Origin of the sequence: Mycolicibacterium phocaicum (assembly GCF_010731115.1) — a bacterium.
Taxonomy (GTDB): Bacteria; Actinomycetota; Actinomycetes; order Mycobacteriales; family Mycobacteriaceae; genus Mycobacterium; species Mycobacterium phocaicum.
Genome location: NZ_AP022616.1, coordinates 1,319,846 through 1,345,257 on the forward strand (window position 1 = coordinate 1,319,846; position 25,412 = coordinate 1,345,257).

The 25,412-nt window shown below is 67.6% G+C and carries 26 protein-coding genes; 9 read left to right on the top strand and 17 right to left on the bottom strand.

Translation table 11 applies throughout. The features are described 5' to 3' along the window. Window positions 1-7: 7 nt before the first annotated feature. Together G6N46_RS06420 and G6N46_RS06425 are read left to right on the top strand one after the other, a co-directional pair. The gene (locus G6N46_RS06420; RefSeq protein ID WP_138248950.1) at window positions 8-2,149 is read left to right on the top strand and encodes a DNA gyrase subunit A; all 2,142 of its coding nucleotides are present in this window, start codon (window positions 8-10) and stop codon (window positions 2,147-2,149) included. A gap of 6 nt (window positions 2,150-2,155) precedes the next feature. Then, window positions 2,156-3,385, top strand: coding sequence for a DUF4303 domain-containing protein (locus G6N46_RS06425; protein WP_138248949.1), 1,230 nt, complete (start codon window positions 2,156-2,158; stop codon window positions 3,383-3,385). On the opposite strand, the gene G6N46_RS06430 is transcribed toward G6N46_RS06425, so the two are convergent. Continuing rightward, a complete protein-coding gene (locus G6N46_RS06430; protein ID WP_138248948.1) occupies window positions 3,376-3,834 on the bottom strand; it encodes a dihydrofolate reductase in 459 nt (152 codons plus the stop codon). The genes G6N46_RS06425 and G6N46_RS06430 overlap by 10 nt on opposite strands. A gap of 4 nt (window positions 3,835-3,838) precedes the next feature. After that, window positions 3,839-4,639 (bottom strand): thymidylate synthase, encoded by an 801-nt coding sequence (locus G6N46_RS06435; protein ID WP_020101908.1) that lies wholly within the window; start codon window positions 4,637-4,639, stop codon window positions 3,839-3,841. 42 nt (window positions 4,640-4,681) lie between these two features. On the opposite strand from G6N46_RS06435, the gene G6N46_RS06440 reads away from it, so the two are divergent. Next, a complete protein-coding gene (locus G6N46_RS06440; RefSeq protein ID WP_138248947.1) occupies window positions 4,682-5,422 on the top strand; it encodes a dienelactone hydrolase family protein in 741 nt (246 codons plus the stop codon). Window positions 5,423-5,466: 44 nt separating this feature from the next. Beyond that, a complete protein-coding gene (locus tag G6N46_RS06445) occupies window positions 5,467-6,384 on the top strand; it encodes an HpcH/HpaI aldolase/citrate lyase family protein (protein ID WP_064859426.1) in 918 nt (305 codons plus the stop codon). On the opposite strand, the gene G6N46_RS06450 is transcribed toward G6N46_RS06445, so the two are convergent. From G6N46_RS06450 to dapB, 4 genes are all read right to left on the bottom strand, one after another. After that, window positions 6,378-6,857 (bottom strand): hypothetical protein, encoded by a 480-nt coding sequence (locus tag G6N46_RS06450; protein WP_138248946.1) that lies wholly within the window; start codon window positions 6,855-6,857, stop codon window positions 6,378-6,380. The two genes, G6N46_RS06445 and G6N46_RS06450, sit on opposite strands and share 7 nt — an antisense overlap. A gap of 174 nt (window positions 6,858-7,031) precedes the next feature. Beyond that, the gene (locus tag G6N46_RS06455) at window positions 7,032-7,481 is read right to left on the bottom strand and encodes a flavodoxin family protein (RefSeq protein ID WP_138248945.1); all 450 of its coding nucleotides are present in this window, start codon (window positions 7,479-7,481) and stop codon (window positions 7,032-7,034) included. After that, window positions 7,478-7,948: a tetratricopeptide repeat protein gene (locus G6N46_RS06460; protein ID WP_138248944.1), complete on the bottom strand. Its 471-nt coding sequence runs from the start codon at window positions 7,946-7,948 to the stop codon at window positions 7,478-7,480. Before G6N46_RS06460 ends, G6N46_RS06455 begins: the two co-directional genes overlap by 4 nt. Window positions 7,949-7,958: 10 nt before the next feature. Continuing rightward, entirely contained in the window at window positions 7,959-8,693 is a 735-nt protein-coding gene (gene dapB, locus G6N46_RS06465; RefSeq protein WP_138248943.1) for a 4-hydroxy-tetrahydrodipicolinate reductase, read from the bottom strand. A gap of 36 nt (window positions 8,694-8,729) precedes the next feature. Between dapB and G6N46_RS06470 the strand changes: the two genes are divergently transcribed. Continuing rightward, window positions 8,730-9,632: an NAD-dependent epimerase/dehydratase family protein gene (locus G6N46_RS06470; protein ID WP_138248942.1), complete on the top strand. Its 903-nt coding sequence runs from the start codon at window positions 8,730-8,732 to the stop codon at window positions 9,630-9,632. Here G6N46_RS06470 and G6N46_RS06475 read toward each other — a convergent pair. Further along, a complete protein-coding gene (locus tag G6N46_RS06475; protein WP_138248941.1) occupies window positions 9,629-10,537 on the bottom strand; it encodes an SDR family oxidoreductase in 909 nt (302 codons plus the stop codon). The genes G6N46_RS06470 and G6N46_RS06475 overlap by 4 nt on opposite strands. A 110-nt stretch (window positions 10,538-10,647) precedes the next feature. Between G6N46_RS06475 and G6N46_RS06480 the strand changes: the two genes are divergently transcribed. Next, window positions 10,648-11,208 (top strand): TetR family transcriptional regulator, encoded by a 561-nt coding sequence (locus G6N46_RS06480; protein ID WP_138248940.1) that lies wholly within the window; start codon window positions 10,648-10,650, stop codon window positions 11,206-11,208. A 14-nt stretch (window positions 11,209-11,222) separates the two neighbouring features. Here the strand turns inward: G6N46_RS06480 and G6N46_RS06485 are convergent, their stop codons facing one another. Beyond that, window positions 11,223-11,747, bottom strand: coding sequence for an HTH-type transcriptional regulator AldR (locus G6N46_RS06485; RefSeq protein WP_138248939.1), 525 nt, complete (start codon window positions 11,745-11,747; stop codon window positions 11,223-11,225). An 89-nt stretch (window positions 11,748-11,836) separates the two neighbouring features. Here G6N46_RS06485 and ald point away from each other — a divergent pair, with 89 nt between their 5' ends. Continuing rightward, a complete protein-coding gene (gene ald, locus G6N46_RS06490) occupies window positions 11,837-12,943 on the top strand; it encodes an alanine dehydrogenase (protein ID WP_138248938.1) in 1,107 nt (368 codons plus the stop codon). A gap of 172 nt (window positions 12,944-13,115) precedes the next feature. Further along, window positions 13,116-13,673, top strand: a complete 558-nt coding sequence (locus G6N46_RS06495; RefSeq protein ID WP_138248937.1) for a DUF4334 domain-containing protein — start codon at window positions 13,116-13,118, stop codon at window positions 13,671-13,673. 53 nt (window positions 13,674-13,726) lie between these two features. Here G6N46_RS06495 and G6N46_RS06500 read toward each other — a convergent pair whose 3' ends face one another. The 5 genes from G6N46_RS06500 to G6N46_RS06520 form a co-directional block, all read right to left on the bottom strand. Then, the gene (locus tag G6N46_RS06500; RefSeq protein WP_138248936.1) at window positions 13,727-14,812 is read right to left on the bottom strand and encodes an IS630 family transposase; all 1,086 of its coding nucleotides are present in this window, start codon (window positions 14,810-14,812) and stop codon (window positions 13,727-13,729) included. A 42-nt stretch (window positions 14,813-14,854) separates the two neighbouring features. Continuing rightward, window positions 14,855-16,201 carry a M16 family metallopeptidase gene (locus tag G6N46_RS06505; protein ID WP_138248935.1) on the bottom strand — a complete coding sequence of 449 codons (1,347 nt, stop codon included), beginning with the start codon at window positions 16,199-16,201 and terminating at the stop codon, window positions 14,855-14,857. After that, window positions 16,179-18,455, bottom strand: a complete 2,277-nt coding sequence (locus G6N46_RS06510) for a polyribonucleotide nucleotidyltransferase (protein WP_138248934.1) — start codon at window positions 18,453-18,455, stop codon at window positions 16,179-16,181. The genes G6N46_RS06505 and G6N46_RS06510 overlap by 23 nt, the downstream gene beginning before the upstream one ends. A 420-nt stretch (window positions 18,456-18,875) precedes the next feature. Further along, complete coding sequence (rpsO, locus tag G6N46_RS06515) at window positions 18,876-19,145, bottom strand: 30S ribosomal protein S15 (RefSeq protein ID WP_060999682.1); 270 nt, start codon at window positions 19,143-19,145, stop codon at window positions 18,876-18,878. A gap of 90 nt (window positions 19,146-19,235) precedes the next feature. Continuing rightward, window positions 19,236-20,210 carry a bifunctional riboflavin kinase/FAD synthetase gene (locus tag G6N46_RS06520; protein WP_060999680.1) on the bottom strand — a complete coding sequence of 325 codons (975 nt, stop codon included), beginning with the start codon at window positions 20,208-20,210 and terminating at the stop codon, window positions 19,236-19,238. Window positions 20,211-20,290: 80 nt separating this feature from the next. Here G6N46_RS06520 and mntR point away from each other — a divergent pair, with 80 nt between their 5' ends. Next, on the top strand, window positions 20,291-21,001 hold the full coding sequence (mntR, locus tag G6N46_RS06525) for a manganese-binding transcriptional regulator MntR (protein ID WP_138248933.1): 711 nt from the start codon (window positions 20,291-20,293) through the stop codon (window positions 20,999-21,001). Window positions 21,002-21,007: 6 nt separating this feature from the next. On the opposite strand, the gene G6N46_RS06530 is transcribed toward mntR, so the two are convergent. Genes G6N46_RS06530 through G6N46_RS06545 form a run of 4 tightly spaced genes read right to left on the bottom strand, consistent with a single transcriptional unit; the run spans window position 21,008 to window position 25,410 of the window. After that, window positions 21,008-21,985: a DUF2804 domain-containing protein gene (locus G6N46_RS06530; RefSeq protein WP_138248932.1), complete on the bottom strand. Its 978-nt coding sequence runs from the start codon at window positions 21,983-21,985 to the stop codon at window positions 21,008-21,010. Window positions 21,986-22,013: 28 nt separating this feature from the next. Next, complete coding sequence (locus G6N46_RS06535) at window positions 22,014-22,862, bottom strand: SDR family oxidoreductase (protein ID WP_138248931.1); 849 nt, start codon at window positions 22,860-22,862, stop codon at window positions 22,014-22,016. Then, window positions 22,859-24,463: an acyl-CoA synthetase gene (locus tag G6N46_RS06540; RefSeq protein WP_138248999.1), complete on the bottom strand. Its 1,605-nt coding sequence runs from the start codon at window positions 24,461-24,463 to the stop codon at window positions 22,859-22,861. Before G6N46_RS06540 ends, G6N46_RS06535 begins: the two co-directional genes overlap by 4 nt. A gap of 8 nt (window positions 24,464-24,471) precedes the next feature. Further along, on the bottom strand, window positions 24,472-25,410 hold the full coding sequence (locus G6N46_RS06545) for an alpha/beta hydrolase fold domain-containing protein (RefSeq protein WP_234880623.1): 939 nt from the start codon (window positions 25,408-25,410) through the stop codon (window positions 24,472-24,474). Window positions 25,411-25,412: the final 2 nt, after the last annotated feature.

Sequence of the window (25,412 nt, forward strand, 5' to 3'; positions counted from 1 at the left end):
GTCAACTGTGACCTCGACCCTGGACGTTCCTGAGCAGAATCAGGACCTGGTCCTCGACCAGAGCGCCGACGACTACTGGAACCACTACCAGCTGACCTTCGCGCTCTACAGCGTCAGCGACCGCGCCATCCCGTCGGCGTTCGACGGCCTCAAGCCGGGCCAGCGCCGGCTGCTGTACCAGATGCACGACTCGAAACTGCTGCCCGGCAACAAGCCGCAGAAGTCTTCGAAGGTCTGCTCGGCCGTCACCGGCAACCTGCACCCGCACGGCGGCGCGTCGATGTACGGCGCCGCGGCACTGATGGCCGCCGAGTTCCAGCGCGTGAAAGTCATTGACGGACAAGGCGCTTTCCCGCGCATCCAGGGCGACATTCCGGCCGCCGACCGGTACACCGAGATGCGGCTGTCCGCACCCGGTGCGGCGCTGACCGCCGAACTCGACGACCACGCGGTGCCGATGGTGCCCACGTTCGACGGGGAATGGATCGAGCCCACGATGCTGCCGGCCCAGTGGCCGGTGCTCCTGTGCAACGGCGCGGTCGGCATCGCCGAAGGCTGGGCCACCAAGGTGCCCGCGCACAATCCGCGCGAGATCATGGCGGCCTGCCGGGCGCTGCTCAAGACCCCGAACATGACCGACGACCGGCTGGCCAAACTCATCCCCGGTCCGGACTGGGGCTGTGGGGCGACGGTGGTCGGCACCGCCGGGCTGCGCGAGTACCTCACCACCGGCCGCGGTGCGCTCACCGTGCGCGGCACCTTGTCGGTCGACGGCAAGAACGTCGTGATCACCGAGCTGCCGCCCGGTGTCGCGAGCAACACTGTGCAGGACCGGATTCGGGCGCTGGTCGAGTCCGGCGAGCTGGCCGGTGTCGCCGACATGTCCGACCTGACCGACCGCCGTAACGGGCTGCGGATCGTCGTCACCGCCAAACGCGGCCATGCCGCCGAGACCATCCGCGACCAGCTGCTCGCGTTGACGCCGCTCGAGTCGACGTTCGCCGCCAGCCTGGTCGCGCTCGATGAGGACCGCGTGCCGCGCTGGTGGACGGTGCGCGAGCTGATCGGCGCGTTCCTGCACCTGCGCGACTCCGTGGTGCTGCACCGCAGCCAGTACCGGCTCGAGAAGGTCACGGCGCGCCGCCATCTGGTGTCGGGCCTGATGAAGATCCACCTCGACATCGACACCGCCGTGGCGATCATCCGCGCATCCGACAGCGTCGACGACGCCCGCCGGGGTCTGCAGGCACACTTCGAGATCGATGAAGAGCAGGCCAATTACGTGCTGGCACTGCAACTTCGGCGGCTGACCAAGCTCGACGTCATCGAACTGCAGGCCGAGGCGGACAAGCTCGACGCCGAATTCGCGGAACTCACCGAGCTGGTGTCGAATCCGGACGCCCGGCGCGTGGTGATCGACAACGAACTGAAGGAGACGGCGAAGCTGTTCGCCGGGCCCGAGTTCGACCGCCGGACGGTCCTGGACTTCGAGGGCACCCCAACGGCGTCGAGCTCCGACGACGACGGCCCGCGGGAGAAGAAGGTCAACGCCAACTGGCGCCTTGACGATCGGGGCGTGTTCTCCGACAGCCACGGCGACCTGCTCTCGGCTGGGCTGGGATGGGCGGTGTGGACCGACGGGCGCATCAAGTTCACCAACGGCAACGGCCTGCCGTTCAAGACCCGCGACATCCCGGTGGCCCCGGATATCACGGGGCTGCTGCGCTCCGGTGTGCTGACGCCCGGCTACCACCTGGCACTGGTGACGCGGCGCGGCAAGATTCTGCGCATCGACCCGGCCGCGGTAAATCCACAGGGTGCGGCGGGTAATGGCGTGGCGGGTGTGAAGCTGGCCGGCGACGGTGACGAAGTCATTGCCGCGCTGCCGATCACCTGCGGCAACGGCGAAGCAATCCTGTCGACGTCCGAAAAGGGTTGGAAGGTAACCGAAGTCGCCGACATCCCGGTCAAGGGCCGCGGCGGCGCCGGCGTGGGCTTCCACCCGTTCGTCGGCGGTGAGGACGCCCTGCTGTCGGCGGCGGTCTCCCCGACCGGGTTCGTGCGCAACGGCAAGGCCGTGCGCGCCGAGAAGCGCGCGAAATCCTCAGTGAAGGGCACGGGCGCCGACGTGGCGCCAGCAGAGGCGTAGGCACCGGTGCGGTTCGACTGGGCGGGGTTCGAAACCTGCCTGACCGCCGCCGCGGTCTCGGCGGTGCGCGCGCTGGTCGGCGCCGCCGCCGGGCAACAGCCGTACGCCGTGGCGTTCAGCGAGTTCTACGCCGAGACGACCGGTGTCATCTACCTGCCCAATCTGGCCCTGGCCACCGAGGAGACGGTGCCCGAGCCGTCCTGCCGGTTCAGCCCACCCGACTGGGAGCACCAGGACTACGAGTGGAGCGAGACCGCCGGCGACTGGGGTGACCGGCTGGTCGAGGCGGTGTCGGGCCTGCCACGTGCCCAGTGGGACCAGGCCTGGGACCGGTTCGCGCAGGCGATGCTGACCATCGCCGCCGGCATGCGGGCCGCGCTGGTGACCGACGGCACCCTGCCGGCCGACGTCGTCGTCTACCTCGACGACGAGGACGGCGACCTCCTGGTGCGCTCACTCACCCCGGACGAACTGCAGCGGTGTTTCCCCGAGTACGTCGCAGCCGACGAGGCCGAGCGCGCGGTCCTGGCGCTGCCGGTCGAGCAGCGGGTCACCGCACTCGCCGCGGCATCCGGACTGGCGCCGGGGCCGCCGGGAGACCTGGGTCAGGAACGTGCCCGGACGCTGCTGCTCGATCTCGGCGACGCAGCGGTGCCGGTGGCCATCGCGGCATTGAAGCGCCGGGATACCGCCTGGCTGGGCGCCAAGCTGCTGGCCGACCTCGATATCGCATCGCCTGACGTCATCGAGGCGCTGTGGGCAGCGGTGCCGCTTCGTGGTCCGGGCCACGACTGGGCGGCCACCGCGCTGGGGCGGCTGGGCTTTGGTTTGGAGGTGTTGGCCATCGACCTGCCCGCCGCAAGCCGCGCCGCCGCCGTCACGGCGCCGTATCGGTCGTTCCGCGATCACGGCCGCAGCCATCGGCCGTTGGACTACGCGCTGCTGGCCGCCGGGCTCGTCGATCCGGCCGTCGCGGCGCTGGTCGCGCAGGAGCTGGCGCCGGGTCAGGGTTACTGCACGCTGGACGCCGCCGATCTCCCCGGCGCCCGGTTGGGGCTCGATCGCGCCGAGCCGCTGATCCGGCGGCATGCCGTCATCGTCATCGGTGATCTGACCGGCCCCATGGGACCCGAAGGCCTGGACCCCGACGACGTCGCGGCGCTGCGCGCCCGAGTCGCCGACCTGGCCGCCCACGATCCCGACCCCGACGTCCGGCGGCTCGCCGGCTACCGCTGATAGGTGCAGAACCGGTAGCGCAAGCCGGTCCTGCTGGTGAGCCACTCGCTGTGCGTGACGGTCCAGGAGTCGTCCAACGCCGGCGCGAACGCGTCGCCGCCGGGCACGTCGACGTCGATCTCGGTGACCTCGCACAGCGTCGCGACCGGCAGCGCCAGCGCGTACAGCTGCGCCCCGCCCATCACCCAGCCATCGATCTCGGCGGGCAGCGACGTCACGACCTCGGCGCCCTCGGCGACATAGCCCGCATCGCGACTGACCACGATGTTGCGCCGGCCCGGCAGCGGCCGGAATCGCGGCGGCAACGACTCCCACGTGAGCCGGCCCATCACCACGGTCTGCCCGAGCGTCTGCTCCTTGAAGTGCGCCATGTCCTCGGGCAGCTGCCAGGGAATGTCGTTGTCGCGGCCGATGACACCACCGTTGCCCTGCGCCCAGATCAACTTCACGGCGTCAGACCGCAACAGGAGCCTTGATGGCCGGGTGCGGGTCGTAGTTCACGATCGCGATGTCCTCGTACTGGTAGTCGAAGATCGAATCACGGGGCGCGAGAACCAGTTCCGGGTACGGCCGGGGCTCGCGCGACAGCTGCAACTGCACCTGCTCGACGTGGTTGTCGTAGATGTGGCAGTCGCCGCCGGTCCAGACAAAGTCGCCGACCTCGAGGCCCGCCTGGGCGGCCATCATGTGCGTCAGCAGTGCGTAGGAGGCGATGTTGAACGGCACACCGAGGAACAGGTCAGCACTGCGCTGGTAGAGCTGGCAACTCAACTTGCCGTCGGCGACGTAGAACTGGAACAGCGCATGGCATGGCGGCAGCGCCATCTGGGCGATCTCGCCGACGTTCCACGCCGAGACGATGTTGCGCCGGCTGTCCGGGTTGGTCTTCAGCATCTCGAGCGCCGCGCTGATCTGGTCGACGTGCTCGCCCGACGGCGTCGGCCACGACCGCCACTGGACGCCGTACACCGGCCCGAGTTCGCCTGTCTCCGAAGCCCATTCGTCCCAGATCGTGACACCGCGCTCTTGCAGCCACCGGACGTTCGAGTCACCGCGCAGGAACCACAGCAGCTCGTAGATCACCGACTTGGTGTGCACCTTCTTGGTGGTCAGCAGCGGGAACCCGGCGGCCAGGTCGTAGCGCAGCTGATGTCCGAACAGGCTCCGGGTGCCGGTCCCGGTGCGATCAGATTTGGGCGTGCCCTGTTCCAGCACGAGGCGCAGCAGGTCTTCGTAAGGAGTCGGCACAGCCACGCCCTCAGCTTACGTTCCGGGGCGGAGAGTAGAACGGAAGCCATGCCTGTGACCAAGGATTCCATCACCACCGCCGACGGCAGCTGTGCCGTCACCGTCGCCACTCCGGAAGGCACCGGGCCGTGGCCCGCGGTCGTCATGTACCCGGACGCCGGCGGCCCGCGGCAGACCTTCGACGACATGGCCGCGCGACTCGCCGCGCTGGGCTACGTGGTGCTGGTGCCGGACATCTACTACCGCCAGGCGGGCTGGGCGCCGTTCGACATGGCCACCGCCTTCTCCGACGAGTCCGAGCGCGGGCGGTTGTTCGGCCTGATGCGCACCGTCACGCAGGACGTCATGGTCACGGACGCGGGCGCCTTCTTCGACTATCTGGCGGCCAGGCCGGATGTCACGGGCGACAAGTTCGGCACCACGGGCTACTGCATGGGCGGCCGCACGTCGTTCATCATCGCCGGCAAGCTACCCGACCGCGTCGCCGCGGCGATGTCGTTCCACGGCGGTGGCCTGGTCACCGACACCGACGACAGCCCGCACCTGCGCGCTGACCAGATCAGCGCGGTCGTCTACGTGGGTGCCGCCTCGAACGACGCATCGTTCACCGCCGAGCAGGGTGAGATCCTGGGCCGCGCCCTGACCGACGCCGGCGTGGAGCACACCGTCGAGTTCTACCCCGCAGCGCATGGTTTCGCGGTGCCCGACAACGCCGGCGCCTACGACGAGGCCACGGCGCAGCGGCACTGGGATGCGATGGAGCGGGTGTTCGGCGCGGCACTGAAGTAACCCCCGGGGCCGGCGTACCTCCCGCGGTGCGGGACGATTGACGGGTGTACGACCAGACCAGCAGCTACGAACCCGACGCCAACGAGCACGGATCCCGACTGGATCCCGTACTCGCGCGCAGCTGGCTGCTGGTCAATGGTTCGCAGTTCGACAGGTTCTCGCCGGCGACACGCTCCAGCGCCGACATCGTCATCATCGATATCGAGGACGCGGTAGCGCCCAAGGACAAGGACTCGGCACGGGACAACGCGGCACGCTGGCTCGGTGACGGCAACACCGACTGGGTGCGCGTCAACGGCTTCGGCACCCCGTGGTGGGCCGACGACCTGGAGATGCTGTCGAAGACCTCCGTCGGCGGCATCATGCTGGCGATGGTCGAGTCCGTCGACCACGTCACCGAGACCGCCAAGCGGCTCCCCAACGTGCCGATCGTCGCGCTCGTCGAGACGGCGCGCGGACTCGAGCGCATCACCGAGATCGCGTCGGCCAAGGGCACGTTCCGACTGGCCTTCGGTATCGGTGACTTCCGCCGCGACACCGGCTTCGGCGACAACCCCGCGACGCTCGCCTACGCCCGCTCGCGGTTCACCATCGCCGCCAAGGCCGCGCATCTGCCCGGTGCCATCGACGGCCCGACCATCGGGTCCAGCAGCCGCAAGCTCAGCGAGGCCACCGCGGTCTCCACCGAGTTCGGCATGACCGGCAAGATCTGCCTCACGCCCGAGCAGTGCGGGACCGTCAACGAGGGCCTGTCCCCGTCACTGGACGAAATCGCTTGGGCACAGGAGTTTTTCGCGGAGTTCGAGCGCGACGGTGGCGAAATCCGCAACGGTTCGGACCTGCCGCGTATCGCCCGCGCCAACAAGATTCTGGATCTGGCGAAGGCGTACGGTATCCACCCGTCGATGTTCGGTGACGACCCCGACCACGTGTCGGCGCCGTCGGACACCTACCACTACTGAGCGGCGTCCCCGGTCTTCTTCTTGCGGTGCAGCACCGAGGAGAACGCCCGGACGATGCCGCGCAGCGCGTACCAGCCGGACAGCACGGTGAAGACGATCAGCGCGATGAACATCGGCAGCCAGCCGGTGCGGGAGTGCTTGAGGTTCCACCAGATGATGCAGAACAGCACGGCCATGATGAAGACCAGGATGTCGCGCAGCCGGCCCTCGCGGTTGAACGCGTAGCCGATCGCCGTCGACTTGAGCTGACGGCTGCGGTCGACCGCGGCGATGACCTCGTCGATCCGCATGTCGATGGTGCGTTGCAGCTCGGCACGGCGCTCGGTCTGCTCGGCCGGAATCCGGTCCAGCAGGTCCATGTCGGCCTTGATCGCGGCCCGCACGTCCGGCGGCTTCAGGTTGCCCGCGACAGCCCCCAGCAGCGCGCCCCCGGCCAGCGGCGCGGCTCCCAGCGCCAGGTCCGCGATTCCCATGGTCGGCTCCTCACTGATCGACGCAAACGTCAATCACCATACGGCGTTTTCACATTTGATCCTGAATCCATGGCGCAATTGTTCGAGTGCGGTGCGCCGTCACGTCAGGGTCAATGGTTCTGCTGCCTCGCCGAAGTGCGGGCGGCGGCCCAATGACGTAGACCTCGGTCGGACTCAACCCATCAACGTCGCGGCGACGGTGGCACCCAGGTTCCAGCACGCCTCCAGGTCGGCCTTGCCGGGTTTACCCGAAACCACCACGTAGTCAGACGCTTTCACCCAGCCCAGCCCGGTGGTGATGGCGGTGACGGCCTTCTCGGCGCCCTCGGTGCCCTCGTTGCCGTGCAGCCACAGACCGAACGGCCGGCCACGTGTCGCGTCCAGGCACGGGTAGTAGATCTGGTCGAACGCATGCTTCAAGGCACCCGACATGTACCCCAGATTCGCCGGCGAGCCCAGCAGGTAGCCGTCGGCGTCCAGCACATCGGCAGCCGAGAGCGTCAACGCCGGACGGCGCACGACGTCAACGCCCTCGATCTCGGGATCTGTTGCCCCGGCGAGCACCGCCTCGAACATCTCCTGACAGTTCGGAGACGGAGTGTGGTGCACGACAAGGAGTTTCATCGGGAAGCTTGCTCCAGACGGACGGCTTTGCGGATGGTCTCGCGGGCCCGGCTGCGGTCCCCCGCATAGTCGTATGCCCGGGCCAGCCGGTACCAAACCCGCCAATCATCAGGGCGGGCCTCGACCTCGTCGCGCACCGACTCGAACAGCGCGTCGGCGGCGTCGCGTTCGATACGGCCCGACGGGCGCTTGGGCAGGTCGCTGACGTCGAGCTCGACGCCCTCCTCGTGGGCCAGCCGGGCCAGCCGCTGGTGCGCGAAGCCGGCCCGCAGCGTGGCGACCATGGCCCACAGGCCGATCAGCGGCAGCACGAAGATGCCGATGCCCAGCCCGATGGCGGCAGGCTCGCCGGACTTCATCAGGATCACGCCGGAGCGGCCCATGATCCAGAAATAGACCACCAGCGCCACGCACAAAAAGGCCACGACCAGTTGGATGCGCAGCACTTGCGGGCTGGGTTTGGTCATCACCGGCCCGTCACAGCCCCATCAGCTTTTCGATGCCGATGGTCAGCCCTGGGTACTTGGCGACCTCGCGGACACCGAGCAGCACGCCCGGCACGAACGACGTGCGGTCGATGCTGTCGTGCCGGATGGTCAGCGTCTCCCCCTGGGTGCCGAACAGCACCTCCTGGTGCGCCACCAGGCCGCGCAGCCGGACCGAGTGCACGGGGATGCCATCGACTTCCGCGCCACGCGCACCCTCCAGGCCCGTGCTGGTGGCATCGGGGTTGGGCGGCAAGCCTTTTCGCGCCTCGGCGATGAGCTGGGCCGTGCGGGTGGCGGTGCCCGACGGCGCGTCGGCCTTCTGCGGGTGGTGCAGCTCGACGACCTCGGCCGACTCGAAGAACGGGGCAGCCAGTTTGGCGAAGTGCATCGACAGCACCGCGCCGATGGCGAAGTTCGGGGCGATGAGCACCGCGACGCCCGGCTTGGCGGCCACCCACTCGCGCACCTGGGTCAGGCGCTCCTCGGTGAAGCCCGTGGTCCCGACGACGGCGTGAATGCCGTTCTCGATCAGGAACTTCAGGTTGTTCATCACGACGTCAGGGTGGGTGAAATCGACGACGACCTCGGTGCCGCTCTCGGTGAACAGGCTCAGCTCGTCACCGGCGTCGACGCCGACGGTGAACGTCAGATCGTCGGCGGCTTCCACACCCTCGACGATGGTCGCACCGACTTTGCCCTTGGCACCCAGAACTCCGACTCGCATGAGGTCAACCCTAGCCGCCTACCTACTATCAGCCTTATGCGCGGCGCCAAGATCCTCATCACCGGAGTCACCGGCCAGGTGGCCACCCCGATCGCCACTGCCCTGGCGGCCGACAACGAGGTCTGGGGCGTCGCCCGGTTCAACAACCCGCAGGCCCAGCAGAAGCTGGAGCAGGCCGGCGTCCGGTGCGCGGCGGTCAACCTCGCGGTCGGCGACTTCAGTTCGCTGCCAACCGATTTCGACTACGTCGTCAACCTGGCGGTGGCCAAGACCGGCCGGTGGGACAAGGACCTCGCCGCCAACGCCGAGACCGTGGGACTGCTGATGGCGCACTGCCGCGAGGCCAAGGCGTTCCTGCACACGTCGTCGGCCGCGGTGTACGACCCGCCCGGCGATGAGCCGCGCTCCGAGTCAGCGGCGCTGGGCGACAACCACAAGCACCTCTTCCCCACGTATTCGATCTCCAAGATCGCCGGCGAGACGGTCGTGCGCACCATGTCCCGCGCACTGGATCTGCCGGCCACCATCGCCCGGTTCAACGTGCCCTACGGCGACAACGGCGGCTGGCCGTACTACCAGATGGAGATGATCCTGGCGGGCATCCCGATCCCGGTGCCGCCGGGCGGCCCGGCACAGTACAACCCGATCCATGAAGACGACATCCTGGCGACCCTGCCCAAACTGCTGGATGTCGCGTCGGTCCCCGCCACCACGGTGAACTGGTGCGGCGATCAGACCGTCAGCCTGCAGGAATGGTGCGCCTACATCGGTGAGCTCGTCGGCCGCGAGCCGGTGTTCACCGAGGACCCGAACGCGTTGCGCGGCGGCCCGACCGACACGACCCGCATGCACGAGTTGATCGGCGGAACATCGGTCGACTGGCGCGACGGCGTCCGCCGGTTGGTGACCAAGTTCCATCCGGAGCTGGTCAGCAGCTAGCCGGCCCGGGGCACGAAATAGTGACCGGCCTTGAGGTCTTCGAGCAGGGTCGGATGCATCGGCTCCCAGCCGAGCAGAGCACGGGTCCGAGCACTGGACGTCGGGTTGTCCAGCGCGGCGAAACCCGCCAGAAATCCGAAGTGCGCCGGAGCTTCGTCGGCGGGAATCTGTTGCACCGGCACACCCAGCCCGTCGCCGATGGCCTGGGCGATGTCGCGGAACGCAATGCCTTCCTCGGCAGCCCCGTGCAACACCGAGCCGGCCGGCGCCGACTCCACGGCCAGCCGGTAGAGCCGTGCGGCGTCGCGGGTGTGTACCGCCGGCCATCGGTTCGAGCCGTCGCCCTGATATCCGGATCGTCCTGCCGCACGGGCGAATTGGATGAGGCTCGGGATGAAGCCGTGATAATCGGTGTCACCGTGCACCGTCGGCGCGAGCCTGATCACCGATGACCGCACACCGCGGTCAGCCAACCCCAGAGTGGCGAGTTCGGATGCCACCCGCGGGCCCGACCGGTCGACCTCGGCGTCCTCGGTATTGAGCCGACCCGGCTCTCCGAACGCCAGCATGAGCGTGCCCGAGGTGTTCACGAACGGCTTGCCAGTGCCCGCCAAGGCCTCTCCCATGGCTTCGACTGCCCGCAGGTCCAACCGAAGCGAGTCGGCGTACTTGGAGAAGTCGTGTTTGAAGGCCAGGTGGATGACGCCGTCGGCGGCAGCGGCCGCGGCGGCCAGCCCGTCGGGATCATCGAGCGAGCCGCGATGCACCTGGGCGCCTGCTGCGGTGAGAGCACTCGCCGAGGCGTCCGATCTGGCCAGTCCGGTGACCTGATGCCCCGCCTCCAGTAGCTCGCGGACGACGACGGATCCGATGTGCCCGCTGGCGCCGGTGACGAATATGCGCATGATTTGGCTCCTCAGGTGATGTCAGTGGATGACATCACCGACCGTACACCTCATGTCAGTCACTGTCATCGCGCGTCGTGGCAGTGACTGACATCGCCTACAATCCGCCCGTGGGCCGATGGGAACCGAACGCGCAGGGCCGCCTGGAACAGGCGGCCCTGGACCTGTACCTGGAGCAGGGCTTCGACGCGACGACGGTCGCCGAGATCGCCGCCCGCGCGGGCCTGACGGAACGCACCTTCTTCCGGCACTTCACCGACAAACGCGAGGTGCTGTTTCGGGGCCGTGAACTCGCCGACGCACTTGAAGCCGCGATCGACGACGCCCCGGCGGCCGCCGCGCCACTCGACGCCGTCGCCGGCGCGCTGGAATCACTGTCCGACTTCTTCGCCGACCGTCGCCCACATGCGCGCCGGCGCCAGACCGTGATCGCCGCCAATCCGAGCCTGCAAGAACGCGAACTCATCAAGCTCGCTTCACTGGCGACGACGATCTGCGATGCGTTGCGCCGCCGCGGCGTCGCCGACCCCATGGCCGGCCTGGTCGCCGAGGCCGGTATCGCGGTGTTCAAGGTGGCGTTCGAACACTGGCTCACCGACCCGGCCGAGCGGAGCCTCGCCGAGCACATCCGCGAGGCATTCTCCGAGCTCAGGACCGCGACCCAATCCTGAACCGCCGCAACCGGTTACAGCGGCGACGCACCACGCAGGTGCTCGAAGATCAGTGACGTCTGGGTGCCTGCCACATCGGCGTCGGCGTTGAGGTGCTCGACCACGAACGCCCGTAGGTGTGGGGTGTCGCGCGCGGCGACGTGCAGGATGAAGTCGTCGGCGCCGGCCAGAAAATAGACGTCCATCACCTGCGGCAGCCGTCGCATGTGGGCGATGAAGTCGCGAATTCGTGCGCGCGCACCGGATTGCAGGCTCACCGAGATCATCGCCTGCAGGCCCAAGCCGATGGCCGCCGGATCGATGTCGGCATGGAAACCGCGGATCACTCCGAGCTGTTGTAGCCGGCGGACCCGGCCGTGGCAGGTCGATGCGGCGATCCCGACGAGCTCCGCCAGCGCGCTGTTGGGCATGCGTGCGTCGGCGTGTAGCGCGGTCACGATCTGCCGGTCGACGTCGTCGAGTTCGACGGGCTGAACATCCTTCGGCTGCGAGCCCTCATGGACTACAGATTTCGAAGATCGTTCAACAGAGGGTGCCATATTGAGAATTATAATCACAGATATTGCAGGTCAGTCGACGTTTATTCACACTTAGGGCACCACCTGATCCGCCCTGAGGAGAACCCCAGATGCACGTCGGTATCCCGACCGAAATCAAGAACAACGAGTACCGGGTGGCCATCACCCCGGCCGGCGTCGCCGAACTGATCAAGCACGGCCACGAGGTGCTGATCCAGGCCGGGGCCGGCGAAGGATCCGCGATCGCGGACAACGACTTCAAGGCTGCGGGCGCACAGATCGTCACCACCGCGGACCAGGTATGGGCCGAGGCCGACCTGCTCCTCAAGGTCAAGGAACCCATCGCGGCCGAGTACCACCGCATGCGTAAGGGCCAGACGCTGTTCACCTACCTGCACCTGGCCGCCTCGCGCGAATGCACCGACGCACTGCTGGCGTCGGGCACCACCTCGATCGCCTACGAAACCGTTCAGACTGCCGACGGCCGCCTGCCGCTGCTCGCCCCGATGAGCGAAGTGGCAGGCCGGCTGTCGGCCCAGGTCGGCGCCTACCACCTCATGCGCAGCCACGGCGGCCGCGGCGTCCTGATGGGCGGCGTGCCCGGCGTGGCCCCCGCCAACGTAGTCGTCATCGGCGGTGGCACCGCAGGCTTCCACGCGGCACAGATCGCCAGCGGCATGGGCGCGCACGTCACCGTCTTCGACGTCAACCTCGACACGCTGCGCCGGATCGACGCCGAATGGGGCGGCCGGATCCACACGCGCTACTCCTCGAGCCTCGACCTGGAAGACGCCGTCAAGCAGGCCGACCTGGTGATCGGTGCGGTGCTGGTCCCCGGCGCCAAGGCGCCCAAGCTCGTGACCAATTCGACTGTGGCCCACATGAAGTCGGGCTCGGTGCTGGTCGACATCGCGATCGACCAGGGCGGCTGCTTCGAGGACTCGAAGCCCACCACGCACGACGACCCGACCTTCGCCGTGCACGACTCGGTCTTCTACTGCGTGGCCAACATGCCGGGCGCCGTGCCGCGCACGTCGACCTACGCCCTGACCAACGCGACGCTGCCGTACGTGCTCAAGCTCGCCGACCAGGGTTGGCAGGCGGCGTGCCGCAACGACGCCGCGCTCGCCAAGGGCCTGTCGACGCACGACGGCGAGCTGCTGTGCAGCCAGGTCGCCGCGGACCTCGACCTTCCGCTCGGCCGCGTCGCGCTGTAACCCACGAACCCGATACCCATCGCCCGGTCAGCGCAGCGTCGCGCTGGCCGGGCGATGACTTTCACCGGGATTTGTGCACGATTTTCCGCGCCGAGCGCGGAAAATCGTGCACAAATCACCCGGCGACGAGGCAACCTGTCGTTTTTGACACGTGTCAAGTATCGTCGTGACCATGCTCTTGCAGGAACTGCTGCCCGCCCCTCCGACCACGACGGTCGAAGCCCTCGAGATCTTCGACGCCGCGCCGGCCGTCGAACCCGACTTCATGATCGGTACCTGGCACGGGGCGGAAGTGCCCACCGGGCATCCGATGGACGGGCTGCTGGAAGCCAGCGGCTGGTGGGGCAAGCAGTTCGTCGACGCCGAGACCGTCCACCCGCTGCTGTTTCCCGACGCCTCGGGCGAAACACTGTGGCCGCTCAACCCGGTGCTGGCATTCTCCGGCGCCGGACTGGCGAACAAGCTGCCACTGCTGCACCGCATTTCGGTTGCCAAGCCCATCGCCGCCCTGCAGCCGCTGTTGCGGGCCCGCTCGGCCAAAGCCCGGTTGCGCACGACGCGCTACCGCGGAGTCGACACCGCGACAATGGTTTACGACCAGCTGCCCATCAACGACGTGTTCCGCAAGCTGTCCGATGACGCGGTCCTGGGCGCCATGGACCTGCGCGGCGAATCCCAGCCGTACTTCTTTGTGTTGCGCCGCGACAACTCGCTTCGGGTCAGCCGCTGAGGTGATTTGTGCACGATAATCCGCGCTGACCGCGGATTATCGTGCACGAATCGCTAGTGTCCTGAGTCATTAATTCGAGTGCAGTAGTTGCCGATGCTGGCCAGGATTTGGTCGGCGGTCTTCGTCCAGACGTAGGGACGCGGATTGTCGTTCCAGGTGTCGATCCAGGCTCGGATGTCGGCGTTGAGTTGGCGCACTGAGGTGTGGGTGCCGCGGCGCAGTTTCTTGGTGGTCAGCTCGGCGAACCACCGTTCGACCAGGTTGAGCCAAGATGAGCTGGTCGGGGTGAAGTGCAGCACAAAGCGGGGATGGCTTGTCAGCCAACGCTTTACGGCGGGGGTTTTATGGGTGGAGGCGTTGTCGAGCACGACGTGACAATCCAGATCGGCGGGGACTTCGGCGTCGATTTTCTTCAAGAAGGCGAGAAATTCAGTGGAGCGGTGGCGCGCGTGCAGTGAGCCGATCACCGTTCCTGTGGTCAGGTTCAAGGCCGCATACAGGCTCGAGGTGCCGTGGCGGATGTAGTCGTGACTGGCCCGCGCTGGGGTACCGGGCAGCATCGGGAACACCGGCTGGGTGCGGTTCAGAGCCTGGATCTGCGTCTTCTCGTCAACGCAGAGCACCACCGCCCGCTCCGGTGGGTCCAGGTACAGACCGACCACGTCGCGGACCTTTTCAACGAACAGCGGATCCTTGGACAGTTTCCATGAATCCTGTTTGTGCGGAGCTAATCCGAACGCGCGCCAGACCCGCGAGACCATCGACTGACTCAAGCCCAGGTGATCGGCCATCGACCGCGTCGACCAATGCGTGGCATCCGGTGGAGTCGTTTCCAACGTTGCAGTGATCAGATCCTTGATCTGCTCATCACCCACGACACGCGGCCGGCCCGGGCGCGGCTCGTCGAGCAATCCGTCGCAGCGGTCCACGACGAACCGATTACGCCACCGACGCACCGTGGTGATGGACAGATCCAGCCGCTGCGCCAGTTCGGTATTGGACCCACCATCGGCAGCTGCCAACACAATTCGCGACCGCATCGCCAAGCCTGCGGCACTCGTCCGACGCCTGGCCCAACCCTCAAGCTCAGCCCGCTCATCAGCGGTCAACACAATCTTGGCAGCACGCGGAGTCGGCACGACCCAGTCTAACAACTAGATCGTAATTAATGACTCAGGACACTAGCCGAGGGCGCGCAGTTGCTTCGGCAGTGAGCGCTTGGACTGCGGCCCGAGCACCGCGGCGCCGAAGGGTCGCGTCAGCAGTTCGCGTGCAACGGCATTGACCTCTTCGAGGGTGACGGCGTCGATCGACGCGAGCGTGTCCGAGATCGACTTGTGGTTGCCGTAGTTCAACTCGGCGCGGCCGATGCGGTGCATCCGGGAGCCGGAATCCTCCAGCCCCAGCACCAGACCGCCGCGCATCGAACCCTTGGCGATACGCAACTCGTCGGCGGTGATGCCTTCGCGCGCAACATCTTCCAGCACGTCGGTGGTCACGCGGACGACCTCATCGAAACGATCCGGCAGGCACGCCGAGTACACCGAGAGCGCACCGGCGTCGGAGAACGTGTCGATCGTGGAGTACACCGAGTAGGCCAGCCCGCGGTTCTCGCGGATCTGCTGAAACAGCCTCGAACTCAGTCCGCCGCCGAGCGCGGTGTTGAGCACCGACAGCGCCCAGCGATGCTCCCAGTTGCGGCCCGGCGTGCGCACGCCGAGGTACATGTGGGCCTGCTCGGAGTCACGCTTGACGAATTGCAGCGTCGGGGTGCCCGGCACCCGGCCGGCCCCCTTACGCGGCGGCACGGGCTTCCGGCCGCGCACCAGATGCGGCCGAAAGTGCTTGCGCACCATGGACACAACTTCGTCGTGGTCGATGTTTCCGGCGACCGCGACCACCATCCGGTCCGGGGTGTACCGGCGCACGTGGAACGAGTGCAACTGGTTGCGGGTCATCGACGTGATCGATTCGACGCTGCCGATGACCGGACGTCCCACCGGGTGCGTGCCGAACATGGAGCCGAGGAACACGTCCGCGAGGGTGTCCTCGGGATCGTCGTCGCGCATGGCGATCTCTTCGAGCACCACGTCACGTTCGAGCTCGACATCGCTTGCGGCACAACGACCGTTGAGCACCACGTCCGATACCAGATCGATGGCCAGCCCGAGGTCGCTGTCCAGCACGTGCGCGTAGTAGCAGGTGTGCTCGCGCGCGGTGAAGGCGTTCAGTTCGCCGCCGACGGCGTCCATCAACTGCGCGATCTCGACAGCGGAGCGCGTCGGCGTCGACTTGAACAGCAGGTGCTCCAGGAAGTGCGCGGCGCCGGCGACACTGGGGCCTTCGTCGCGCGAACCGACGTTGACCCACACCCCGACCGAGGCCGAATGCACGTGCGGCAGGTGTTCGGTGACGACCCGCAGCCCGCCTGGGAGATTGGTCTTGCGCACAGCGGCCGGGGCCTCCAGCGATGCTGAAGAACCCCGGCCGTTGCGCAGTGTCGAATTAGGAGTTTGCAGGCGCGGCATCTGCCGGTGCAGTCTCCGATTCGGCGGGAGCGGAGTCGGCAGAAGTCGCCGCAGCACCTTCTTCGTCCACCAGGATCAGCGAGATCTTCTGACCCTTGCCACGGTTGTCCGCCGAGATGTCCGCGATCTCCACGCGCAGCTTGTCGCCGACGTTGACGACGTCCTCGACCTTCGCGACGCGCTTGCCCTTGCCGAGCTTGGAGATGTGCACCAGACCGTCACGGCCCGGCAGCAGCGAGACGAACGCACCGAAGTCCGTCGTCTTCACCACGGTGCCGAGGAACCGCTCGCCGATCTTGGGCAGCTGCGGGTTGGCGATGGCGTTGATCTTGTCGATCGCCGCCTGCGCCGCCTCGCCGTTCGAGGCGCCGACAAACACGGTGCCGTCGTCCTCGATGGAGATGTTCGCACCGGTCTCCTCGGTGATCTGGTTGATCACCTTGCCCTTGGGCCCGATCACCTCACCGATCTTGTCGACCGGCACCTTGATGGTGGTGATGCGCGGCGCGTACGGGCTCATCTCGTCGGGCTCGTCGATGGCCTCGGCCATGACGTCCAGGATGGTCAGACGCGCGTCCTTGGCCTGGGCCAGGGCACCGGCCAGCACCTTGGACGGGATGCCGTCCAGCTTGGTGTCCAGCTGCAGGGCGGTGACGAAGTCCTTGGTACCGGCGACCTTGAAGTCCATGTCGCCGAAGGCGTCTTCAGCACCGAGGATGTCGGTCAGCGCGACGTAGCGGGTCTCGCCGTCGACCTCGTCGGACACCAGGCCCATGGCGATACCGGCGACGGGGGCCTTCAGCGGCACACCGGCGTTCAGCAGCGCGAGGGTCGAGGCACACACCGAACCCATCGAGGTGGAACCGTTGGAGCCCAACGCTTCCGAGACCTGACGGATGGCGTACGGGAACTCCTCGACGCTCGGCAGCACCGGCATCAGGGCCCGCTCGGCCAGCGCGCCGTGGCCGATTTCGCGGCGCTTGGGCGAACCGACGCGGCCGGTCTCACCGGTCGAGTACGGCGGGAAGTTGTAGTGGTGCATGTAGCGCTTGGTGGTCTCGGGACCGAGCGAGTCGATCTGCTGAGCCATCTTGATCATGTCCAGCGTGGTGACACCCATGATCTGGGTCTCGCCGCGCTCGAACAGCGCGCTGCCGTGCGCCCGCGGGATCACGGCGACCTCGGCGCTCAGGGCGCGGATGTCGGTGATGCCACGGCCGTCGATGCGGAAGTGGTCGGTCAGGATGCGCTGGCGGACGAGCTTCTTGGTCAGCGAGCGGAACGCTGCGCCGATCTCCTTCTCGCGGCCGGCGTAGGTTTCGGCGAGGCGCGAGAGCACCTCGACCTTGATCTCGTCGGTGCGCTCTTCGCGCTCCTGTTTGCCGGCGATGGTCAGCGCCTGCGACAGCGCGTCGGTGGCCACCGCGGCGACGGCCTGGAAGGCGTCGTCGGCGTAGTCGGGGAACAGCGGGAATTCGCCGGTCTCCTTGGCAGCGGCTTCGGCCAGCTCGGCCTGGGCGGTGCACAGCGCGGCGATGAACGGCTTGGCGGCCTCCAGGCCCTCGGCCACGACGGCCTCGGTGGGGGCACCGGCGCCACCGGCAACAAGCTCGATGACGTTGTCGGTGGCCTCGGCCTCGACCATCATGATGGCGACGTCACCCTCGACCTTGCGGCCGGCGACGACCATGTCGAACACGGCCTTCTCCAGCTGCTCGATGGTCGGGAAGGCGACCCACTGACCCTCGATCAGTGCGACGCGGACGCCACCGACGGGACCGGAGAACGGCAGACCGGCCAGCTGGGTGGACGCCGATGCGGCGTTGATGGCCACGACGTCGTACAGATCCTTGGGGTCCAGGCTCAGCACGGTGACGACGACCTGAATCTCGTTGCGCAGACCCGAGACGAACGACGGGCGCAGCGGCCGGTCGATCAGGCGGCAGGTCAGGATCGCGTCGGTGGAGGGCCGGCCTTCACGACGGAAGAACGAGCCGGGGATGCGGCCCGCGGCGTACATGCGCTCCTCGACGTCCACCGTCAGGGGGAAGAAGTCGAAGTGGTCCTTGGGGCTCTTGCTGGCCGTGGTGGCCGACAGGAGCATGGTCTCGTCGTCCAGGTAGGCGACGACGGAGCCGGCGGCCTGACGTGCCAGACGGCCGGTCTCGAAGCGGATGGTGCGGGTGCCGTAGCTCCCGTTGTCGATGACGGCGGTCGACTCGAAAATGCCGTCTTCAATTTCAACTGCAGACATGGATGTCGCAATAACCTCTCTGGGCCCGCCCTATGCGGGTTCCGTTTTTTCTGGTTCCTCTTTGTTACAGCTGTCGCATCGTCACACGTGAGCATCCAGAAAACCCGAAAACCATCCCGCTGATTGCTGACGGCCGTCGATCGAAGCGGCCGGGGTCGTGCCCCGGCAGCCACTACCGAAGACCGCCCCACGAGGTTCAGGCGGACGCTGTGTGACGTTCCGACGTCTTGGGCGCTAGGCCCAAAACAAATACATGCTACACCGGGGTGATTTGCCTGATCGGCGCGGTAAACCGACCGGTGTGAGGGCTACGCACGGGAAATCGCGCAAATCTGTACATGACCCTCACACTCGTCGGCGTCCTCCAACGAAAAAACCACCAGTCTGCGTGGCAGACCGGTGGCTCTTTTCAGACTTGCGTCAGCGACGCAGACCCAGACGCTCGATCAGCGAGCGGTACCGCGCGACGTCGACCTGAGCGACGTACTTGAGCAGCCGGCGGCGACGGCCGACCAGCAGCAGCAGGCCACGCCGGCTGTGGTGGTCGTGCTTGTGCTGCTTGAGGTGCTCGGTCAGGTCCGAGATGCGCTTGGTCAGCAGGGCGACCTGAGCCTCCGGCGAGCCGGTGTCGGTGTCATGCAGGCCGTACTGACCCAGGATCTCTTTTTTCTGCTCGGCAGTGAGTGCCACGAAACAACTCCATCAATTCGGTCCGCGAAGAACAACGAGGGCGCGGCCACCGCGAACTGCAGCACGCGCGTCGGGCAGTTTATCAGGAAGCTACTGCGGAACCAGAATCGTGCGAGCCCGCTGGGTATCGCGATCCATGGCCACGACCAGGTCGTCCACCGAATCGAACTTCTCCTGGCCGCGGATGCGCGAGACGAAATCGACCGCCACGTGTTGCCCGTACAGGTCTGCCTCGGTGTCGAGCACGAAGGCCTCGACGGTGCGGGTACGACCGGAGAACGTCGGATTGGTGCCGACGGACACCGCGGCCTGGTAGCGCTCGCCCGGCGTCACAGTGCCGACCGAGGGGCCGTGCCCCAGGACGGTGAACCAGGCGGCGTAGACGCCGTCGGCGGGGATCGCCGAGTGCATCGGCGGCGCGACGTTGGCGGTCGGGAAGCCCAGCCCGCGGCCGCGACCGTCGCCGCGGACGACGACGCCCTCCACGCGGTGCGGCCGGCCCAGCGCCTCGGTCGCGGCGGCCATGTCGCCGGCGTCCACGCAGGACCGGATGTAGGTGGACGAGAACGTGACCGTCTCGGCCTGGTGGTGCTCGGCCACCAGCGAGATGCCCTCGACGGCGAAGCCGAAGCGCTCGCCGGCCTTGCGCAGCAGCGGCACGTTGCCGCCGGCCTTCTTGCCGAAGGTGAAGTTCTCGCCGACCACGACCTCGAGCACGTGCAGGCGCTCGACGAGCAGCTCGTGCACGTAGCGCTCGGGGGTCAGCTTCATGAAGTCGGTGGTGAACGGCATGACGAGGAAGACGTCGACGCCCAGTTCCTCGACCAGTTCGGCCCGGCGGGTCAGCGTCGTCAGCTGCGCGGGGTGACTGCCCGGGAGGACCACTTCCATCGGATGCGGATCGAACGTCATCAACACGGTGGGGACGCCGCGCGACCGGCCGGCCTTCACCGCGTGGCTGATCAGTTCTGCATGTCCACGATGTACGCCATCGAATACCCCGATGGTGAGCACACATCGGCCCCAATCCGTGGGGATCTCGTCCTGCCCACGCCAGCGTTGCACGACCGCAAGCCTACGGCGCGCCGCCGCGGCAGGCACCGTGAGATCCCCGGATGAGGTGACGATTGCCTAAACTTTGTGCTGTGAGTCCTGCAGAAGACGCCGGCAATACGCCGGATCTATCCACGGTCGCCCAGGACTACCTCAAAGTCATCTGGACCGCGCAGGAGTGGTCACGCGAGAAAGTCAGCACGAAAATGCTGGCCGAACGCATCGGGGTGTCGGCGTCGACGGCCTCGGAGTCGATCCGCAAGCTCGCCGATCAGGGCCTGGTGCACCACGAGAAGTACGGTGCGGTGACGCTCACCGACATCGGCCGCAGCGCGGCGCTGGCCATGGTCCGCCGCCACCGATTGATGGAGACGTTCCTGGTGCGCGAGCTCGGCTACGGCTGGGACGAGGTGCACGACGAAGCCGAGGTGCTCGAGCACGCGGTGTCGGACCGGATGCTGGACCGCATCGACGCCAAGCTCGGCTTCCCGACCCGGGACCCGCACGGCGATCCCATTCCCGCGGCCGACGGCCAGGTGCCGACTCCCCCGGCGCGGCAACTGTCGGCGTGTGCGGACGGTGACGCCGGCACGGTGGCCCGGATTTCCGACCACGATCCCGAGATGCTGCGGTACTTCGACAGCGTCGGGATCACGCTCGATTCGCATCTGCGCGTCGTGGCCCGGCGCGACTTCGCCGGGATGATCTCCGTGGCGGTCACGGCCGCGGACGCCGCCAATGACGACACCACGACCGTCGACCTGGGCAACCCGGCGGCCGAGGCCATCTGGGTCGTCGCCTAGGGCGCGTCACCACACCAGGCTGACCTGCTCGGCCCAGCCCAGTAGGTGATCGACGGCGATGGTCTGGCCGTCGTCGGTGCGGATGCGGCCGTCGTAGTGGCCGAAACACTGATGCGTGCCGGGTCCGGGTGCGCGGTCGTGGAACGGCGTGAAGACCAGATCGATGTCGTCGGAGTCGGGTGTGCGGATGGACCAAGGCGCCAGGTAGTCGGTGTACTGCCAGTCCAGCTCCGCGCCGATCTTGGTGAGCCTGCCGTCGACGCAGAGCGCGTTCTCGGTCATGCCGGTGCCCACTGTCCATTTGCCGCCGAGTTGCAGGCCGACGACGTGGCCGTCGGTGTGACCGGAGGCCGCGCCCCAGTTCCAGCGGACCAGCGCCGGCCATCGGCCGCGGCCGTGGTCGAGAACCCCCCAGCCGCCCGTGAAGTCGTACGTCTGGTCGCCGAGCTGCACGGTGCCCGACGCCGGCCGCGCGGTGTGCTTGGCGGTGTACTGAAACTTGCGGTCGCTCCACGGGACGACGACGCCGAGCGTCTCGTGGCCGGGCGGCAGGGCGACCGTCAGGTCGCCGGTCAGCGGCCCGTGAGCGGTGTTGCAGGAGAAGTGGATTCGGGTGCCGCCGGGACCATCGGTGAGATCGATGGTGACTGCGCCGCGGGCGCGGGTCGGACCGTCGCCCAGGCTCGTCGGCAGCTTCACGCCGCGCGCCAGCGGCAACACGCTGGTGCGGTCGACCTCGCGGCCACCGTATTCGAGGAAGTAGATGTTGTTGACTGCCACGTAGTCGAGGCTGGAGACGGTGACCGCGACCAGATGGGTCGGCGTCGTCACGCACCAGTACTCCCAGCGCTTGGTGCGCCCCCAGCCGCGTAAGTTGCAGCGGTGCAACGATGTTCGGGTCCAGCCGACCGCGTCGCGGTTGAGCCGCCCAGACGGTGTGCACAGGTCGACCGGCCGCGTGATCTCGCGCTCGTGGGTGGCCATGTGCCGACGCTACAACGTGACGGGGTGATCAGTTCACGAGTCGGCGGTGGTACGCCGCGCGCACCGCGGGATCCGTATGGGTGAACGTGGTGTCGAAATGGGCGACATGGGAGATCCAGTGCCGGGCACCGTCCGGGAGTGCGCCCATGATCTTGATCATGGCCCCGAGTGCTTGTGGCACGGCCACTTTCGCCCTGCCCTGCACCACAGCTCGGACGATGGCGGCGGCGACGTCGTCGGGCTCCACCTCGCTGATGGGCTGAATCCACCGCGGGGCGCTGTGGCCGGCGGACAGTTCGGTGTGCACGACGCCCGGCAGCACGGCCGTGACGGCGATGTCGTCGGCTGCGAGTTCAAGATGCAGCGCCTCGGTGAATCCGACCACCGCATGTTTGGTGGCGCAGTACGTGGCCAGGCCGGGAAATGCGCTGACCCCGGCCAGGGAGGCCACATTGACGATGTGACCCCCGCGTCCCCGCATCCGCCCCGCGGCCAGCTTCGAGCCGTTCAGCACGCCGCCGAGGTTGATCGCCACCATCCGGTCGGTCATCTCGTCGGTCTCTTCGGCGAACAAGCCGGTCGGCATGATGCCGGCGTTGTTGATGAGGACATCGACGGGGCCCAGCCGGCTTTCCACCTCGTCGAGAAATGCTTCGAAGGACGTCCTGCTGGTGACGTCGAGCTGCAGCCCGCAGACCTGCTCACCGGTAGCGGCGAACTCGGCGGCGGTCTTCTCGGCGAGCTCGACGTCGATGTCGCCCAGGGCAACCCGGGCGCCGGCCCGCAGGAAAGCCAGGCCGGTGGCCCGACCGATCCCCCTGGCGCCGCCCGTGATCACCACGACGCGACCGCGAATGTCGGTGTTCTTCTTGGTCATTGCTCCACCATCTTGTGCAGTTGTGCTTTGAGGACCTTGCCGGTTTCGTTGCGTGGCAATACGTCGACGAACACGACGTCGCGCGGCACCTTGTGCCGAGCCAACTCCGCGCGTACGTAGCTCCTGACCTGGTCGGCATCGAGATCGGCGTCGGGACGGCGTACTACGAACGCGCACAGCCGCTTTCCGAATTCCAGGTCATCCACCCCGACCACCGAGGTCTCGACGACGGCGGGGTGGCCCGCGAGCAGATTCTCGACCTCCAGCGGGAAGACGTTCTCGCCGCCGGAGACGATCATGTCGTCGTCGCGGCCGTCGACGAACCACAGTCCGTTCTCGTCGAAATGACCGGTGTCGCCCGAGGACAGCAGCCCGTCGACGCACTCCTTGTGTCCACCGTCGGTGTAGCCCGCGAAGCTCAAGTTGCTGGAAACGAAAAGCGTTCCGGTGCGGCCCGGTTCGGTGATTCGCCGCCGGTTCTCGTCGTATACGGCCAGCGTGCAGCCGACCGGCGGCCGACCCACGGTGCCTGGCGCGGTGCGTAATTCGCTGGGCGTCGCGACGGCCGCGACCGCAACTTCTGTCGACCCGTACAAGTTGTACAGCACGTCCCCGAACGCTTCCATGGTGCGACGGCACAGATCGGGTGACAGCGCCGAGCCCGCGGCGAACACAACGGTCAGGGACGAGGTGTCGTAGCGCGCCAGCACCTCTGGCCCCAGATCGAGGATGCGACTCAGCATCGTGGGCACCACGATGAGCGCACCCACCCGGTGGTGTTCGATCGCCGCCAGGGTGGCCTCCGGGTCGAATCGGCGGGCCAACACGACTCGGTTGCCGAGGGCAAAACCGAGAGAACAGGTCGCCAGCCCGGTGGCGTGAAACATCGGCGCCGCAACGTAATAGGCGCCGCCCGACGGCCACGGAATCCGGTCCAGCAGCTGCGCAGACTGCAGCGGACTCACCTTGTTGCGCGGCGCGCCCTTGGGGGTGCCGGTGGTACCGCTGGTGAGCAGCACCATGCCGCCGATCGAAGCCGGCGCGGGCAACGCGTCGGAGGACCGGCCGTCGGCGACCGCGGCCAGCCCGCACCAGCCGACGATGCGGTCGACACTGTCCGGCAGGACGTCGACCAGGTCGGCGAACTCGTCATCCGCGATCACCGCGGTGACGTTCTCGCGCTTGCACACGTCGGCGAGTTGCGGTGCCGCAAAGCCGGTATTGAGCAAAACCACTCTCGCGCCGACCTTTCCGGTGGCGAACAGGGCCAGCGGAAGCGCTCGGTGGTTCCGCACGAGCAGGCCGACCACGGTGCCCGCGCCGATGCCGCGATCCGCGAGTCCCCGCGCCAACTTGTTGGACACGGCTTCGAGCTCGGTGAAGTTCGCCGTGCCGAGCTCGTCGGTGAGCGCTGGAGCATCGCCGTAGCGGGCTGCGACGTGCCCGACCAGGCCGCCGAACGACCCGTAGCGGCGCATGCCCCGCGAGGCGGACACCGCCTCGAGCGGACGGCAGATGTCCACCAACCCCCGGCGCTGCAGCACCAGTGCCGCCTCGACCATGCCACGCGCGTCCCGCACCTGGCGCAGCAACTGCGTCATCACTTGTCCTACTCCTTCGCCATGGGCCGGTCGGGCTGAGCCACAGCGGCACGCAGAAACACCCCACCGGTCATCATGCTGTCCAAACTTCCGTCCTTGCGGCGCGGGAACATCCAGTAGGCGTGTGCCAAACCCGGCCACAGGCGCTGTTCGCAATGACCTCCCGACGCCGTCACCCGCGCGGCGAACGCCTCGGCATCCGCTCGCATGACTTCCCTTGTTCCGTAGTGCAATTGGATGGACGGCAGCGCTGACAGGTCGGCGTTCAGCAGACACAGCCGCGGATCCGCCGGGTCCGCATCCCCGACATACAGCGCCAGGGCGCGGGCGGCGGCCTGCGGATCGAAGGGCTGCCGGCGCACCCGGGGATCGGCGATCGAAGCGCGGTACGACGGGTCGATCAGTGGACCCCACAAGGCGAGCGCGGCCGGCGTGGGCAGTCCCTCGGCCCTGGCGCGCAAGGCCACCGCCACCGCGAGGTGCCCGCCCGCCGAATCACCCGCGATCACCACTTTGCTCGGGTCGTAACCCTGGGTCAGTAGCCAGCGATACGCCGTCATCGCCGCATCCTCCGCAGCGGGGAAAGTGCGCTCCGGCGCCAATGGATAGCCGACCACCAGTGCGGGCAGACCCGAGGAGCGTGACAGATGCGATGCGAAACCCCGGTGTGTGCGCGGCGAACAGATCAGATAGCCACTGCCGTGCAGCACCAGCACGACACCATCGCCGTCACGAGCGCCGGGCGCTCGGACCCACTCACCGGACAGCGGTCCCGTCGCCGGCGCCACCACCGTGCCGGCCACGACGGGGCTGACGCCGACGATCGCCGAGTTGGCGACCGGCCGGATCAGCGTGATCAGCCGCGGGTTGGCCATCAGAAACCGCAAAGCGGCACCGATGGTCAGCCGCGCAACCGAATTCGCCGTCAACCGGTCGAACGCCATCATGA